Genomic DNA, 16,494 nt, shown 5'->3' on the forward strand with positions numbered 1-16,494 from the left:
TCGCCTCAAGAAAATGGCCGACGTGACTGGGGAGCACCGGTGTTCGAGGCGAAGACGCCAAAGCTTCGAATCGTCGGGCCAAACAGCGTCAGGCCAGGGGAAGTCGGGCCAAAGGACGCCGCGAGAGGTCGGTGGCGCGATCGCCCGTCCTATTCGGCGACCTATGCCCGCGAGTGGCGCGACCTGTGCGCCTTCCTGCGCGCGCGGTTCGGCGCGGGCCCGCCCGATCCGGAGGACGTGGCTCAGCAGGCCTTCTTCAAGCTGGGCGAGCTGGAAGGCGCCGAACGGATCGAAAGCCCCCGGGCCTTCGTGTTCCGCGTGGCGATCAACCTGATGCTGGACGAACGCCGCAGCCTGGCCCGCGTCAGCCGGACCCTCGACGCCTCGGCGCCCCTGCTGGCGATCGACGCCGAGGAGACGCCCGACCTGGAGCGCACCCTGATCGCCAAGCAGCAGATGGGCCTGCTCGAAAAGGTCGTGCAGGGCCTGCCCGAGCGGCATCGTCGGTACCTGCTGGCCAACCGGATGGACGGCCAGAGCTTCGTGGCGATCGCCGAGCGCTTCGGCGTCTCGCCATCGCTCGTCCGCAAGACCGTCGAGGAGGCGCTGGCCGTCTGCCAGCGCGCCCTGATCCATGGAACCGCCGATTATCGAGGACTCTCGCGTGAACGAAGCCGTGGATCCTGACTCGCCGATCGGCCAGACCGCCCGCGCCTGGGCCCTGGCGGTCGTGGGCGAGGACTTCCCGCCCGAGCGGTCGCGACTGCTGGGCGCCTGGCTGGACGCCGACCCGCTGCACCGTCGCGCCTATGAACAGGCCGAGGGCGTGATCCTGATGCTGGGCGGCCTGGGCGCCTCTCTGGCCGCCCAGCCCGCCGCGCGTTCCATCGCGCCCCAAGGCCTTCGGTGGCGGGTCCCGGCCCTGGCCGCCGGCGGCCTGCTGGCGGCCTGCCTGGCCATCGCCGTCTTCGCCCTCCCCGCCCCGGCCTACGAGACCCGGCCGGGCGAAACCCGCCAGATCGCCCTGAGCGACGGCAGCCAGGTCACCCTGGCCCCGGCGTCGCGTCTCCAGGCCGCCTCGCGCTGGCGGCCGCGCACGCTGGCGCTGGAGCATGGCGAAGCCTTCTTCGTCGTCGCTCACCAGAGCGGCCGTCCGTTCACGGTCCAGGCCGGAGACGCCATGGTCCGGGTCGTCGGGACGCGCTTCAACGTCCATCACGGCGCCGATCAGGAGGTGCGGGTCGAGGTCGAACAGGGCGTCGTCCAGGTTTCGGATCGTCAGGAGCACCGCGCGGTCACGCTGCGCGCTGGCCAGACCGCGGTCGCCGACGCGCGCGGCCTCACCGTCGGCGTGCTGTCCCGGCCGGACCTGGCGGGCGGCTGGCGCCAGGGCCGCCTGGCCTACGAGGACGCGCCGCTGGCCGAGGTCGTCGCCGATCTCAACCGCTACGGTCGGCGTCCGTTGACGATCGACTCGGCTTCGACGGCCCGGCTGAAGGTCACCGCCGCCTTCGACATCGCCCAGGCCGACCGCTTCGTCGCCGAACTGCCGCGCGTGCTGCCGGTGCGCCTGATCGCGGACGGTCGCGGCGGCCGGACCCTCGTCGCCGCCGAGCCGAAACGCGCGCCGGAGCCTCATGCCCGGTAAGACCCGCCTCGGCGCGCGCGGTCCTCGTCTGGTCACCGTCGCGGCGACGCTGACCTTGCTCCTGGGCCTGACGCCGACGGTGGTCCAGGCCGCGCCGGCCAAGGTCGTCGACCTCCCCGCCCAGCCCCTGGCGAGCGCCCTGCTGGCCCTGTCGCGCCAGACGGGGGTGATCATCATCGCGCCGGCCGGCTCGGTCCGGGGACGATCGGCGCCGGCGGTGCGCGGCCGCCTGGAGCCGGCCGAGGCCGTGCGACGCCTGCTGCGCGGCTCGGACCTGGAGCTGTCGGTCAGCGCCGACGGGGTCATCAGCATCAGGCCCGCCGCGCCGCGCCCCGCGATCGCCCCGTCCCGCCCCCGGCTCCTGCCGCCCGAGGACAGCGAGCCCCCCGCCCTGAGCACGGTCCAGGTCATCGCGCGCGACGCCGGCGGCGAGGCCCTGCGAATGAAGCGCCTGTCGGCCGAGAGCAGCGACATCCTGCTGGGCGACGACCTTCGCAACCTGGCCGATCCGGGCCTGGGCAGCGCCATGCAGCAGCTGCCCGGCGTGGCCGTCACCAACGACGGCGGCGAAGGCCGGCAGGTCAGCGTGCGCGGGGTCGGCAGCGAGTTCACCCGCGTCCGCATCAACGGCATGGAGACCCTGGCGACGTTCGGCGGATCGAACGCCGGCGGCGGGACCAACCGCGGCCGGGGCTTCGATTTCAACGTCTTCGCCGCCGACCTCTTCAACCAGATCCGGGTGCAGAAGACCCCGTCGGCCGATGTCGACGAGGGCTCGCTGGGCGCCACGGTCGATCTGCGGACCCGGTCACCCCTGGACGGTCCGCGCTCCAGGGTCCAGCTGACGGTCGAGGGCGCCTACAACTTCGGAAGCCGCGAGGCCGTTCCGCGCCTCTCGGCGATCGCGTCACGCCGCACCCAGGACGACCGGTTCGGGGTGCTGATCTCGGGCGCCTATTCGGAGCGGTCGGTCGACGATGTCGGCACCAACGCCGGGCAGTGGCAGGCCGGCGACACGGTCTTTCCGGGCTTCGGCGGCGCGGCGCCGGGCGCGCCGGACCTGGCGGCGTTGAACGCCGCCCTGCATCCGCGCATCCCCCGGCTGGAAGCGTTCCGCATCGAGCAGAAGCGCCTGGGCCTGACCGGCAGCCTGCAGTGGCGGCCGTCCGACCGCACCCACGTCGCCCTGGACGTCCTCTATTCCGAACTGTCCTCGGAGCGGCGCGAGGACCTGCTGGAGAGCTTCACCTTCCGCACGGCGGGGGCCTGTCGCACGCCGCTCAATCCCGACTGCGGCCTGGCCGCCGTCCGGGTCAGGGACGCCACGATCATCACGCCGCGACCGGGTCTGCCGGTGCTGATCGCGGGGGCGTTCGACAATGTCGATGTCCGCACGGAGTCGCGGTTCGACCGGCTCGAGACCATCTTCCGCCAGACCACGCTGTCGGTCCGTCAGCGCCTTTCGGATCGGCTGACGCTGACGGCGCTCGCGGGCTACAGCCGGTCCGATTTCAGCAATCCGCTGCAGACCACAGTCCAGCTGGATCAGTACGACGTCCAAGGCTTCGCCTACGATTTCAGCGACCGCCGGCGGCCTTTGATCGACTTCGGATCGGCCGACCTGGCCAAGCCCGCGAACTGGACCCTGGCCGAACTGCGGACCGAACCCAATTGGGTCGACAACAGCTTCAAGACCGCCGGCCTGGACCTCGAATGGACGCCGGCGGAGAGGCTGACTTTGCGAGGCGGGCTCCAGCACAAGACCTATCGCACCGACGCGGTCGCCATGGCGCGGTCGGACGGCACGATCGCCAACCTCAACGCCGACATCCCGCCCGCCCTCGCGGCGATCCCGCCGTCCGCCTATCTGCACCAGGCCTGGTCGGAACGCTTCAACACCGCGGCCGGCACGCCCGACGCCTGGCTCGCGCCCGATGTCGTCATGGCCTCCGCCCTCTTCCGCGCCGCCTGCTGGTCGAACCCCTGCGAGACGCTGGACCTGGGCCCCGAACCGCTTCTGGGCCTCAACTACGCGGTCGAGGAACACGACAGCTCAGCCTATCTGCAGGCGGCCTTCTCGGCGTCCACGGCCTGGTCGCCGCGCGGCGATCTCGGCCTGCGCTACGCCCACACCCGCCAGGCGTCCCAGGGCTTCACCACCGACGTGAACGCGCCGGGCTTCGTGGCGCCGATCTCGGCGTCGCGGGCGTACGACGACCTGCTGCCCTCGTTCAACCTGGCCGTCGAACCGCGCGACGACCTGTTGCTGCGGTTCGCCGCCGCGCGGGTGATGACGCGGCCGGATCTGCGCAGCCTGCGGCCCGGGGTCACCGTCTCGACGGGAGGCCTGCGGGCGGCTTCGGCCGGCGATCCGTTCCTGCGCCCCGCGCGCGCCGACACCCTGGACACCGCCGTCGAATGGTACTTCGCGCCGGGAGCGGTCTTCTCGGCGGCGCTCTTCCACAAGACCATCCGCTCCAGCGTCCAGATCACCACCACCGCGCCGACGGTGTTTTCCGACAATCCGTTCGGCCTGCCCGACAGCGTGGCGCTGACGGCGTGCGGCCGTCTGCCGGGCTGCGCGCCCGACCTGCCGATCTGGCAGTTCCTGACCCGGACCGATCGCGGCGGCGGCCATCTGGACGGGCTGGAGCTGGCGCTTCAGGCTCCGCTCGACCTGGCCACGCCGGCCCTGCGCGGCTGGAACGTTCGCGCCGGCCTGACCTACACCCGCGCGCGCATGCGGTTCTGGAACCTGCAGGGGGAACCGTTCATCGCCCACGACAGCCTGGGCTCGCCGCGCATCGTGGGAACGATCACGACGGCCTATCGCCGCAACGGCCTGGATCTGCGCGCCACCCTGTCGCATCGCGGCCGCTACCTGACCGCCATCCCCGCCCCGACCGGCGCCGACGTGGACGGCGTCAACGCCTACACCAACCTGGACCTCTCGGCCCGCTATAGGGTCGCGCGCGGATGGTGGGTGACGGCGGCGGGCGGCAACCTGCTGAACACGGCCCATCGCCAGTTCTCCGACACCAGCGACCTGGCCAACTACCAGCACCACACCGGCCGGGAGTTCCGTCTGGGGCTGGAGATGCGGTTCTAAGTTTTCTCTGGCGGGGCCACCGACTGGCGCTGGATCAGGCTCAGGGTGATCGACTTGTGCGGCTGGGCGCCGTTCGGGTCGTCGATCATGGCCAGCAGGGTCTCGGTCGCCAGCCTGGCCATGTCGGTCAGCGGCCGACGGATCGTCGTCAGGGCCGGGGTGACCATCGAGGCGATGTCGCTGTCGTCGAACCCGGCCACCGACAGCTGGCCCGGCACCCGCACGTCGCGCTCGCGGGCCACCTTGAGCACGGCCGCGGCCATGATGTCGTTGCAGGCGAAGATCGCGGTCGGCGGCTGGTCGAGAGAGAGCAGCGCCTCGGCGGCGGCCAGGCCGCTCTCGAAGCCGTAGTCGCCCTTCTGGCGATAGTGTTCCGGCATCGGCTCGGGCAGCGCCGCCAGGAAGCCGGCCCTGCGCTCCTGCGCCGAACGGAAGTGGGGCGGGCCTTCGATCAGGGCGATCCGGCGATGCCCCAGCTCGACCAGGCGCCGGCCGAGTTCGAAGGTCGCGCCCCGCTCGTCGCTGACCAGCATGCTGGGATATTCGGGCAGCGACACCGAGGCGATGCCCACCGACGGCACGCCCAGCTGGGTCAGGCGCGCGGGGATCGCGGCGATCTCGGAGGTCGGCGGCAGGACGATCAGGCCGTCCACCCGCGAGCGCCGCACGAAGCTCTCCACGTCGGCGGCGATCTCGGGATCGCCGAACCGCACCGGGTGGACCACCAGTTCGTAGCCGTGCCGCGAACAGGTCTCGACGATGCCGCGCTGCAGGGCGCTGATCACGTGGGCGTTGGGATCGTCCTGCACCACGGCGATCAGGAACGAGCGCCCCGAGGCCAGGGCCCGCGCGCGGATGCTGGGGCTGTAGCCGAGCTTGTCGATGGTCTCCAGGACCGTCTTGCGCGTCTGATCGCCGACATTGGGCGCCTTGTTGAGCACCCGCGACACCGTGCGAATCGAAACGCCCGCCGCCTGGGCCACATCGTCGATCGTCACCGAAAGCGCCGCGCCGAATTCGCCCTGGACCACCCGAACACTCCCGTTTCCCACCATATGACATAGCGCGAGTATGACAGCGTTGCCAGCGCTAGCATCTGTCGTGCCAGCGCTGGCAAATTGAATGCTACCGGTACCAAAAACATTTGACACCCCTGGTCGCCGAATGTTTCCTGCCCGCAACGGACCTGCGTCAGACAGGTTCAATAAGGGGCGCGCGCGGGATGAGACTGGATCGAAGAGGGCTGGTGCTCGCGGGTTTGGCCGGCGTTTCGACGCTTTCCGCCGCCGGTTCCGCCGGCGCCCAGCCCAGGCCCTCCAACCCGACCGATCACTGGTTCAACGTCCGCGATTTCGGCGCCGTCGGCGACGGCGCGGCCATCGACTCCCCCGCCATCAACAAGGCCATCGACCACGTCGCGTCGCGGGGCGGCGGCACGGTCTACGTCCCGCCCGGGACCTACGCCTGCTACACCCTGCGCCTGAAGAGCAACATCATCCTGCACCTCGAGGCCGGGGCCGTGATCCTGGCCGCCGCGCCGACCGGCGTGGCGCCGAACGGCTACGACGATCCCGGTCCCGGCGCCGGCAACGCCTATCAGGACTACGGCCACAGCCATTGGACCAACAGCCTGATCTTCGGCGAAGGCCTGCACGACATCGCCATCGTCGGCGCCGGCCTGATCTGGGGCAAGGGCCTGACCCGCGGCCACCGCTTCCCCGACGATCCGCCGGACGTCAGCGGTCCCGGCGTCGGCGACAAGGCCATCGCCCTGAAGAACTGCCGCAACGTGCTGCTGCGGGACTTCAAGATCCTGCAAGGCGGCTGGTTCGCCCTGCTGGCCACCGGCGTCGACAATCTGATTATCGACAGTCTGATCGTCGACACCAACCGCGACGGGCTGGACATCGACTGCTGCCGCAACGTGCGGGTCACCAACTGCACGATCAACTCGCCGTGGGACGACGGCATCTGCCCCAAAAGCTCGTTTGCCTTGGGTTATGCGCGGCCGACCGAGAACCTGACGATCTCCGACTGCCTGCTCACCGGCAATTACGAGATGGGCTCGGTGATCGACGGCACGTGGAAGACGATGCCGCCGGGGTTCCACGGCTATGGCCGGATCAAGCTGGGCACGGAGTCGAACGGCGGCTTCAAGAACGTGACCATCACCAACTGCGTGTTCGACCACTGCTACGGCATCGCGCTGGAGACGATGGACGGGGCGCTGACCGAAGACATCGCCATCAGCAACATCACCATGCGCGGCCTGGGCTTTCCGCCGCTGTTCCTGCGCCTGGGCAGCCGCATGCGGGGGCCGGCCGGGGCCGCGGTCGGCAAGCTGCGGCGCATCACGATCCAGAACATCGTCAGCCACGGCGCGACCCCGCAGCCCTCGATCATCGCCGGCGTGGCCGGCCATCCGGTCGAGGACGTCAAGATCAGCGACGTCTACTTCCACCAGTCGGGCGGCGGTTCGGCCGAGCTGGCCAAGCGACAGCCGCCCGAGGCCGACAAGGCCTATCCGGATCCGGACATGTTCGGCGACCTGCCCGCCACCGGCTTCTTCATCCGCCACGCCCGCAACATCGAGATGAGCAACATCGAGATCGTGACCGAGGCCGCCGACGCCCGGCCGGCCTTCTGGATGCGGGACGTCCAAGACATCGACCTCTTCCGACTCCGTTTGCCCAAGGCCCCGTCCAACTTCGCGCTGGACCAGGTCACGGGCTTCCGGAGCTTCGGCGGCCGCTGGCTCGAAGACCGTCGCTTCGACGGGACGGTGAGCCAGAATTTCTAACCCCACATCTTTCTACCAAGCGCAAGCGAGCGGCCCAAAGAGCCGCCTCAGGAGGGAACGACATGAACACCAAGCACTACTTCGGCGCGGCTTCGCCCGCCGTCCTGGCCGCGGCTTTGCTGCTTGTGCCAGCGCTGGCACAAGCACAAAACACATCGCCGGCGCCGTCCGGCAACGAGGCTTCAACGGTCGAGACCGTGGTGGTGACCGGCTCGCGCCTGGCCTCGCGCGGCTTCAGCGCCCCGACGCCGGTGGCGGTCGTGAGCGCCGAGGAATTCAAGCTGTCCGGCACGGTCAACGCCGAGCAGTTGCTGGGGACCAATCCGCAATTCGTGGGCTCGCAGAACAACGGTCAGACGGCCAACACCGTGCCTGGCGGCACGGCCACGCTCAATCTGCGCGGCTTCGGCGCCCAGCGGAACCTGGTGCTGGTCAACGGCCGGCGGTTCGCCATCGCCGGCGCCGACCAGACCACCGACATCAACACGATCCCCGTCTCGCTGATCAAGCAGACTGAAGTGGTGACCGGCGGCTCCTCGGCGGTCTACGGCTCGGACGCCATTACCGGCGTCGTCAACTTCATCATGCGCGACGACTTCGAAGGGGTCGAGATCAACGGCCAGACCAACTGGGACAGCCACACCACCACCCCGACCTACAATCTGGACCTGACGGTCGGCGGCAACTTCGCCGAGGGCCGCGGCAACGCGGTCGTCTCGATCAACTATCTGGATCGCGGCGCCATCTCGCGCGGGATGCGCGGACACTGGACCTATGACTCCCTGTCCGACGGCTGCGTGACCTCCGCCTCGTTCAGCAAGAGCAAGGCCGGCGTGCCTCTGGCCGTTCCGGGCGGCTCGACCTGCGCTGCGGCCGGCGGCCGCATGGGCCTGATCGCCGGCGGCAGCGGCGACATTCCCAACGGCCGCTTCACCGGCGTGCCGGCCGTCGGCGGCGCGGGCTCGACCCCGGGCCTGGACGCGGCGCTGATCGCCGCGGGCCTGGGTTCGATGGGCTCGCGCGGCTTCACCTTCAACACCGCTGGCACCACGGTCCGTCCCGCCCTCACCCCGCAGGACGATTTCAACCTGGGCCCGGACAACTATCTGATCATCCCGCAGAAGCGCTGGATGATGAACGCCTTCAGCCATTACGACTTCAACAGCCGGGTCACCGGCTACCTGGAAGGCCACTTCAGCAACAACGTCGTCGACATGCAGCTGGCGCCGACCAACATCAACGGCCCGTTCCTGTTCAACACCAACAACCCCTACCTCTCGGCCTCGATGCAGGAAGTTCTGCGTCAGATGGACCTGAAGGAGACCGGGACCACGACGGTGACCACCGGCACCGCGACGCGGACCACCGTGGCCGGCGACGGCCTGGCCGTGATCAATGTCGGGCGTCGCCTTCGCGAGATCGGCCTGCGCCGCAACAACGCCGAACGCAACGTCTGGCGCGTGGCGGCGGGCCTGCGCGGCGACCTGGGCAGCGTCTCCGACAACTTCCTGCGCAACCTCAGCTACGACGCCTACTACACCTATGCCCGAACCTCGGAGACCGACCACCAGGAAGGCAACGCCTCGCGCAGCCGCTTCCAGGCCGCCCTGCTCTCGGTCGGCGGCGCGGCGCCGGTGCTCAACGTCTTCGGCGAGAACATCTCGCCCGCCGGCGTCACCGCGATCTCGATCGCGGCCACCAACATCACCGAGGCCGAACAGCAGGTCGCCTCGGCTGGGCTGTCGGGCGAGCTCTTCAGTCTGCCGGCCGGCCCGGTCGACTTCTCGGCCGGTACGGAGTGGCGCTACAACGCGGCCCGCTACACCCCGGACGAGTTCCTGCGCTCGGGCGACGTGGTCGGCTTCAATCCCGGCCTGCCGACCGGCGGCAGCACCATCGTCAAGGAAATCTACGGCGAGGCCCGCGTGCCGATCCTGGCCGACCTGCCGTTCGTCAAGAACCTCAGCGCCAACGGCGCCTTCCGCTATTCCGACTACAATCTGAAGGGCGTCGGCGGGGTCTGGACCTATTCGGTCGGCGGCGCCTGGCAGGTGACCTCGGACGTCAACTTCCGCGGCCAGTTCCAGCACGCCATCCGCGCGCCGAACGTCGGTGAGCTGTACGGCGGCTTGGCCCAGAGCTTCGACGCGGCGACCGATCCGTGCTCGAGCCGCGCCCCGGTCGCCCAGCAGACCGCCGCGGTCCGCGCGATCTGCGTCGCCACCGGCGTCCCAACCGCCGCGGTCTTCACGCCCGGCGTGCAGTCCAACACCATCATCGGCAACCTGCAGGGCGGCAACCCGAACGTCGGCATCGAAAAGTCGGACACCTACACGTTCGGCGCGGTGATCACCCCCCGGGCCGTTCCCGGCCTGGCCATCAGCGTCGACTACTTCAACATCGACCTGGACGGCGCGATCTCGGCCTTGGGCGGCGGTCTGAACAACACGCTCAACCTCTGCTACAACATCGTCCAGAACGCCTCGAGCGAGTTCTGCCAGGCGATCAAGCGCAACCCGGTCACCGGCGAGATCGCGCCGCCCTATTACGCGACGATCACCAACGCCAACACCGGCGGCCTGAAGACGGCCGGCGTGGACTTCGTGGCCAACTACCGGTTCAGCGCCGGCTTCGGCATCCCGCACCTGAGCGACGACGGCCGCTTCGAGATCGGCACGGAGTGGACCTGGACCGACGAGTTCACCTCGACGCCCGTCCAGGCCTTCCCGAACATCAAGAACTACTGCGCGGGCGCCTACGGCCCGACCTGCGGCCAGCCGATCCCCGAATGGAAGGGCGGGACCCGGGTGATCTGGCGGACTGGACCGCTGACCCTGAACCTGCGTCACCGCTTTATTGGCGAGGTCACGACCGACAAGTACATCCTGCCCAAGCGCGCGGGCGGGACCGTTCCGGCCCTGTCCACCCTGACCAACCCGAAGCTTCCGGCCCAGAACTACTTCGACATGTCGTTCACCTACGACATCGTCGAGAACGTCCAGGTGTACGGCGGGGTCAACAACATCGCCGACCGGGACCCTCCGGTCCTGGGCAGCTCGTCGCCGTCGGCCAACACCTACGCGGCCACCTATGACGTGCTGGGAACCACCTTCTTCCTGGGCGGCAAGCTGAAGTTCTAGAGACGTGATTTTCTAGAGATGTCTTGGGGAAGCGTGTGTTTCTGTTCGAGCGGCGGCGGGCGTGATCACCCCGCACCGCTCGACGCTTCCTCCAGGCCCGGGCGCGCGCGTTCGGCGGTCCTTCCCCGCCCTGCGCGCGCCCGAACGCCTTCCGAGTTCGACCGCTTTTGACAAGGCCTGTGCGATGCGCGTGAAACAGCTGGGACTGACGGGATTTTCGGCCCTGGCGCTGGCCGTGGCGGCGGCCGGGTCGGTGCTGGCCGCGCCGCCCGCCGCGACCTATCGCAACCCGATCCTGCACGCCGACTATTCGGACCCGGACGTGATCCGCGTCGGGACCGACTATTACATGGTGGCCTCCAGCTTCCATTTCTCGCCGGGCCTGCCGGTCCTGACATCCAAGGACCTGGTCCACTGGACGATCCTGGGCCACGTGCTGCCCAGGCTGACCTTCGCGCCGGAATACGACCTGCCCGGCCCGGTCCCCACCGACGACACCGGCGCGCGGATGCCGCGCGACCAGCGCACGGTCGGTCAGCGCTACGCCGGCGGCGTCTGGGCCCCGGCGATCCGTCACCACGGCGGGCTGTTCTACGTCTACTTCCCCACGCCCAACGAGGGGATCTTCATGTCGACGGCCGCCAGGCCCGAGGGGCCGTGGAGCAAGCCGGTCGCGGTGATCGCGCGGGCCGGTCTCGAAGACCCCTGCCCGTTCTGGGACGACGACGGCCAGGCCTATCTGATCCACGGCAAGGTCGGGGCCGGACCGCTGGTGCTGCACCGCATGGCGCCCGACGGCAAGTCGGTGCTCGACGACGGCAAGGTCATCGTCGAGGACGCCAAGACCCTGCCCGTGCTGGAGGGCCCCAAGCTCTACAAGCGAAACGGCTGGTACTACATCTTCGCGCCGATCGGCGGGGTCGAGACCGGCCCGCAGGCGGTGCTGCGGTCGCGCGACATCTGGGGCCCCTACGAACACCGCGTGGTGCTTGCGCCCGGCAAGACCGCCTGGAAGGGCCCGCACCAGGGCGGCTGGGTCGAGACCCCCTCCGGCCAGGGCTGGTTCGTCCATTTCAACAGCGCCGGCGCCTATGGCCGGATCGTCCACCTGCAGCCGGTGTCCTGGAAGGACGACTGGCCGGTGATGGGCGAGCCGATCCCCGGCGCCGGGCCCGACGAGACCGCCGGCCAGCCGGTGGCCGAGCACGCGGCGCCCGATGTCGGCGGAAGCTTCCCGCCGGTCCAGCCCCAGACCTCCGACACCTTCTCCGGGAAGGCGCTCGGACCGCAGTGGGAGTGGAACCACAATCCCGACGACCGTCGCTGGAGCCTGACCCAGCGCCCCGGCTTCCTGCGCCTGACGGCAGGCCCCGCGCCGAACCTGGTCTCGGCCCGCAACACCCTGACCCAGGTGCTGCAGAGCGAGCACGCCGTCATCACCGCGCGCCTGGACGCCGGCGGCCTGGTCGACGGGCAGCGCGCGGGCCTGGCGATGTTCGGCCAGGGGATCAGCTGGATCGGCGTGGCGCGGAAGGGCGGCGTCTCGCGCGTGACCTTCTCGTCGGCCGCCGTGGAGACCGCCGGGCCGACCCTGCCGGCCAAGGCCCTGGACCTACGGGTCGAGGTCGCCGACCAGACCGCGCGCTACAGCTACAGCCTCGATGACGGCAAGAGCTTCGTCGCCCTCGGCGGCCCCGCCCCGCTGCGCTTCAGCTGGTGGAAGGGCGCCCGCCCCGCCCTGTTCACCTACGGCGACCCGGTCCCATCTAAACAGAGCGGGGCGAAGCAGGGCGTCGCCGACTTCGACGGGGTGACGGTCAAGGCGGTGACGCCATGATCCGCCTCGCCGCCCTGGCCGCCCCGTTGGCCGCGATTGGCCTTGCCCTGGCCGTCGCTCCCGGCCTGGCCCTGGCCCAGCCGATCGACCGCCATGCCCTGGTCTCGCGCCACGACCCGACCCTGACCGCCGTCGATCCGCACGCGCCGATGATGGTCGGCAACGGCCAGTTGGCCTTCACCGCCGACATCACCGGCCTGCAGACCTTTCCCAAGCCGTACTCGCCCCTGGCTCCGCTGCTGACCATGGCCCAGTGGTCGTGGCACAGCTTCCCCAACCCCAAGGGCTACACCGAGGCCGACGGCCTGACGCCGGTGGATGTGCCCGGACGCGGCCGCCAGCCCTATGCCTGGATGAAGGGCGGGCTGGAAAAGCCCAATCCGGCCGACGCCTGGCTGCGCGAGAACCCGCATCATTTCTCGCTGGGCCGCATCGCCCTGGACCTGCGCGACGCCCAGGGCAAGCCGGCCGTCTTCGCCGACCTGTCCCAGACCCGCCAGGCGTTGGACCTGTGGACCGGCGCCCTGACCAGCCGCTTCGTCTATGACGGCCAGCCGGTGACGGTGGAGACCCGCGTCCAGCCCGACCGCGACGTCGTGCTGGTCGAGATCGTCTCGCCCCTGGTGGCGGCCGGCCGGCTGGGCGTCTCGGTGCGCTATCCAGGCGTGTCGGCGAACCTGAACCCCGACCCGTCCGACTGGACCCATCCCGAGCGGCACACCACCACGATCGTCAACCGCGCGCCGGGTCGGCTGGTCCTGTCGCGGCGTCTCGACGGCACGATCTACGGCTCGAGCATCACCGCGCCCGGGGCGACGATCGCGGCGGCCGGCCCGCACGCCTTCGCGGTGCGGCCCGGGGCCGGCGACCGGCTGGTGGTGATGGTCGGCTTCTCGCGAACCGCGAAGGCCCCGCCGGCCGTCGCCTACGCCGCCGCCCGCGACGCCGTGACCGCCCATTGGCGCGACTACTGGACCCGGGGCGGGGTCGTGGACTTCACCGGCAGCACCGATCCGCGCGCCGCCGAGCTGGAGCGCCGGGTGGTGCTGTCGCAGTACCTGCAGGCCCTGAACGGCGCGGGCGACACCCCGCCCCAGGAGGAGGGCCTGTTCTCCAACAGCTGGAACGGCAAGTTCCACCTGGAAATGCATCCTTGGCACTCGGCCCATTTCGCGACCTGGGGGCGGCCCGCCGAACTGGAGCGCGGCCTGGCCTGGTACCTGGCCAACTTGCCCAAGGCCCAGGCCGAGGCCCGGCGGCACGGGGTCCAGGGCGCCTGGTGGCCGAAGATGGCGGGACCCGAGGGCCGCAACAGCCCCAGCTCGATCTCGCCCTTCATCATGTGGCAGCAGCCGCACCCGATCCTGATGGCCGAGCTGGCCTTCCGCGCCCATCCCGACCAGGCGACCCTGGCGCGCTACGGCGAGTTGGTCGACCAGACCGCCCGCCTGCTGGCGACCTGGCCGCGCTGGGACGCCGCGACCGGCCGCTATGTGCTGGGCCCGCCGATCATTCCGGTGCAGGAGAACTACGATCCCCTAACCACCCTGAACCCGACCTTCGAGGTCGAATATTTCCGGCGCGGCCTGCAGACGGCCCAGGCCTGGCGGCAGCGGCGCGGCCTGCCGCGCGACGCCCAATGGGACGAGGTGATCGCCAGGATGTCGAAGGTGGCCGAGCGCGACGGCCTCTACCTGGCGACCGAAAGCTCGCCCGATCTCTGGCGCCAAGCCGCCTCGCCGGCCTGCGACGGCCACGCCACGGGATCCTGCGAGAACCGCGACCACCCGTCGTTCCTGATGGCCTACGGCCTGATCGGCGGCGACCGGATCGATCCCGACACGATGCGCCGGACGCTGCGGGCCACCGAGGATCACTGGGACCTGCGCCAGACCTGGGGCTGGGACTTTCCGATGGTCGCCATGACCGCCGCCCGGCTGGGCGAGCCGGAGGACGCGGTCGACTGGCTGTTCAAGGACCTGAAGAACAACCAGTGGGGCGTGACCGGCATGACGCCGCGCGTCCATGTCGACGAGCACGCCGCGACCTTCACGCCCGGCGCGGCCGCCGCGGTCGGCCCCGACGGTCCGGGCTACCGGCGCGCCGCCGAGACCTATTTCCCGTCCAACGGCTCGCTGCTGCTGGCCGTCGGCATGATGGCCGCCGGCTGGGACGGGTCCAAGGGTCCCGCCCCCGGCTTCCCGAAGCCGGGCTGGACCGTCCGCGCGGAGGGCCTCACGCCCCTGCCCTAGATCCGACCGCGACGGGCCCTCCGTCTCGACCTTCTCCTCCCCGCTCCCTCCCCCGGTTTTGCTCCCATGACCACCCCCATGACCCGGCCTCTGGTTTTTCACGACGACCGCCTGTTTCCGGCCGACGGGCGCACGCGGGAGATCGCCCGGGCGCTGTACGGCCAGGTCAAGGCCCTGCCGATCATCAGCCCGCACGGCCACACCGATCCGGCCTGGTTCGCGACNCGGGCGCACGCGGGAGATCGCCCGGGCGCTGTACGGCCAGGTCAAGGCCCTGCCGATCATCAGCCCGCACGGCCACACCGATCCGGCCTGGTTCGCGACCAACGCCCCGTTCGAGGACGCCACCGACCTGCTGCTGGCCCCCGACCACTATCTGTTTCGCATGCTCTACAGCCAGGGGATCAGCCTGGACGCTCTGAAGGTGCGCTCCAAGGCCGGGGTTCCGGCCACCGACCCGCGCGAGGCCTGGCGCCTGTTGGCCAGCAACTTCCACCTGTTTCGCGGCACCCCGTCGTGGCTGTGGCTCAACCACGTGTTCAGCCAGGTGTTCGGCTTCACGACGTTCCTGAGCGCCNCTGGCCAGCAACTTCCACCTGTTTCGCGGCACCCCGTCGTGGCTGTGGCTCAACCACGTGTTCAGCCAGGTGTTCGGCTTCACGACGTTCCTGAGCGCCGAGACCTCGGACGACTATTTCGACGCCATCAACGCGGCCCTGGCCACCGAGGCCTTCCGGCCCCGGGCCCTGTTCGACCGCTTCAACATCGAGACCCTGGCCACCACCGAGGGGCCGCAGGACCGCCTGGAGCACCACAAGGCCATCCGTGAGAGCGGCTGGGGCGGCCATGTGATCACCGCCTATCGTCCCGACGCGGTCATCGACTTCGAGGACGAGCGCTTCGGCCGGGCCTTCGAGCGGTTCGGCGAGGTCTGCGGCCAGGACGTCACSASCTGGAAGGGCTATCTGGAAGGCCACCGCCTGCGCCGCGCGGCCTTCATCCAAGCCGGCGCCACCTCGTCCGACCACGGCCATCCGACCGCCGCCACCGCCGACCTGTCCGCCGTCGAGGCCGAGGCCCTGTTCCAGGACCTGCTGGCGGGGAACGTCACGCCRGCCAAGGCCGAGCTGTTCCGGGCCCAGATGCTGACCGAGATGGCCAAGATGAGCCTGGACGACGGGCTGGTCATGCAGATCCACCCCGGCTCGCACCGCAACCACAATGTCGGCCTGCTGGCCACCCACGGCCGCGACAAGGGCGCCGACATCCCCATGCGCACCGAATATGTCGAGGCGCTCAAGCCGCTGCTGACCCGGTTCGGCAACGACCCGCGGCTGTCGATCATCCTCTTCACGCTSGACGAGACCGTCTACAGCCGCGAGCTGGCCCCGCTGGCCGGCCACTATCCGGTGCTGAAGCTGGGCCCGTCCTGGTGGTTCCACGACAGCCCCGAGGGCATGATGCGGTTCCGCGAGCAGGTCACCGAGACCGCCGGCTTCTACAACACCGTCGGCTTCAACGACGACACCCGCGCCTTCCTGTCGATCCCGGCCCGCCACGACGTGGCCCGCCGCGTCGACAGCGCCTTCCTGGCCCGCATGGTCGCCGAGCACCGCATGGACGAGGTCGAGGCCGCCGAACTGATCGTCGACCTCACCTACACCCTGCCCAAACGCGCCTACAAACTCGATCAACGGCCCGCCTGGGC

The 16,494-nt window shown here is 70.1% G+C and carries 9 protein-coding genes and 2 pseudogenes; 10 read left to right on the top strand and 1 reads right to left on the bottom strand.

All coding sequences use genetic code 11. From position 1 onward, the window contains the following. Nucleotides 1–39 precede the first annotated feature (39 nt). The 3 genes from ASD21_RS21220 to ASD21_RS21230 are packed head-to-tail and all read left to right on the top strand — an operon-like array spanning nt 40 to nt 4,757. The gene (locus ASD21_RS21220) at nt 40–687 is read left to right on the top strand and encodes an RNA polymerase sigma factor (RefSeq protein WP_056446116.1); all 648 of its coding nucleotides are present in this window, start codon (nt 40–42) and stop codon (nt 685–687) included. Continuing rightward, a complete protein-coding gene (locus tag ASD21_RS21225; protein ID WP_056446119.1) occupies nt 665–1,648 on the top strand; it encodes a FecR family protein in 984 nt (327 codons plus the stop codon). Before ASD21_RS21220 ends, ASD21_RS21225 begins: the two co-directional genes overlap by 23 nt. Continuing rightward, on the top strand, nt 1,638–4,757 hold the full coding sequence (locus tag ASD21_RS21230) for a TonB-dependent receptor (RefSeq protein ID WP_056446122.1): 3,120 nt from the start codon (nt 1,638–1,640) through the stop codon (nt 4,755–4,757). The genes ASD21_RS21225 and ASD21_RS21230 overlap by 11 nt, the downstream gene beginning before the upstream one ends. Here the strand turns inward: ASD21_RS21230 and ASD21_RS21235 are convergent. Further along, a complete protein-coding gene (locus ASD21_RS21235) occupies nt 4,754–5,788 on the bottom strand; it encodes a LacI family DNA-binding transcriptional regulator (protein ID WP_082554873.1) in 1,035 nt (344 codons plus the stop codon). The genes ASD21_RS21230 and ASD21_RS21235 overlap by 4 nt on opposite strands. Before the next feature lie 215 nt (nt 5,789–6,003). Here ASD21_RS21235 and ASD21_RS21240 point away from each other — a divergent pair, with 215 nt between their 5' ends. The 7 genes and pseudogenes from ASD21_RS21240 to uxaC all read left to right on the top strand — a co-directional run. Next, nucleotides 6,004–7,557 (top strand): rhamnogalacturonidase, encoded by a 1,554-nt coding sequence (locus ASD21_RS21240; protein WP_235524933.1) that lies wholly within the window; start codon nt 6,004–6,006, stop codon nt 7,555–7,557. 62 nt (nt 7,558–7,619) lie between these two features. Continuing rightward, entirely contained in the window at nt 7,620–10,697 is a 3,078-nt protein-coding gene (locus ASD21_RS21245) for a TonB-dependent receptor domain-containing protein (protein ID WP_056446130.1), read from the top strand. A 184-nt stretch (nt 10,698–10,881) separates the two neighbouring features. Beyond that, entirely contained in the window at nt 10,882–12,534 is a 1,653-nt protein-coding gene (locus tag ASD21_RS21250) for a glycoside hydrolase family 43 protein (protein WP_056446133.1), read from the top strand. Further along, on the top strand, nt 12,531–14,786 hold the full coding sequence (locus tag ASD21_RS21255; RefSeq protein ID WP_056446136.1) for a hypothetical protein: 2,256 nt from the start codon (nt 12,531–12,533) through the stop codon (nt 14,784–14,786). The genes ASD21_RS21250 and ASD21_RS21255 overlap by 4 nt, the downstream gene beginning before the upstream one ends. Nucleotides 14,787–14,864: 78 nt before the next feature. Beyond that, nucleotides 14,865–14,936: pseudogene (locus ASD21_RS25290) on the top strand (hypothetical protein); the annotation flags it as partial. A 75-nt stretch (nt 14,937–15,011) separates the two neighbouring features. Continuing rightward, nucleotides 15,012–15,363, top strand: a pseudogene (locus ASD21_RS24930) (glucuronate isomerase); the annotation flags it as partial. Nucleotides 15,364–15,421: 58 nt separating this feature from the next. Beyond that, the coding region (gene uxaC, locus ASD21_RS21260; protein ID WP_442856989.1) for a glucuronate isomerase at nt 15,422–16,494 on the top strand (1,073 nt) is incomplete at its 3' end.

The sequence above is a fragment of the Caulobacter sp. Root1455 genome, from assembly GCF_001426905.1.
In the GTDB taxonomy this organism is placed as follows: domain Bacteria; phylum Pseudomonadota; class Alphaproteobacteria; order Caulobacterales; family Caulobacteraceae; genus Caulobacter.

Coding starts and splice junctions, on each gene's coding strand:
- ASD21_RS21230 (WP_056446122.1), top strand. CDS start 1,638: ATGCCCGGTAAGACCCGCCTCGGCGCGCGCGGTCCTCGTCTGGTCACC.
- ASD21_RS21245 (WP_056446130.1), top strand. CDS start 7,620: ATGAACACCAAGCACTACTTCGGCGCGGCTTCGCCCGCCGTCCTGGCC.
- ASD21_RS21250 (WP_056446133.1), top strand. CDS start 10,882: ATGCGCGTGAAACAGCTGGGACTGACGGGATTTTCGGCCCTGGCGCTG.
- ASD21_RS21255 (WP_056446136.1), top strand. CDS start 12,531: ATGATCCGCCTCGCCGCCCTGGCCGCCCCGTTGGCCGCGATTGGCCTT.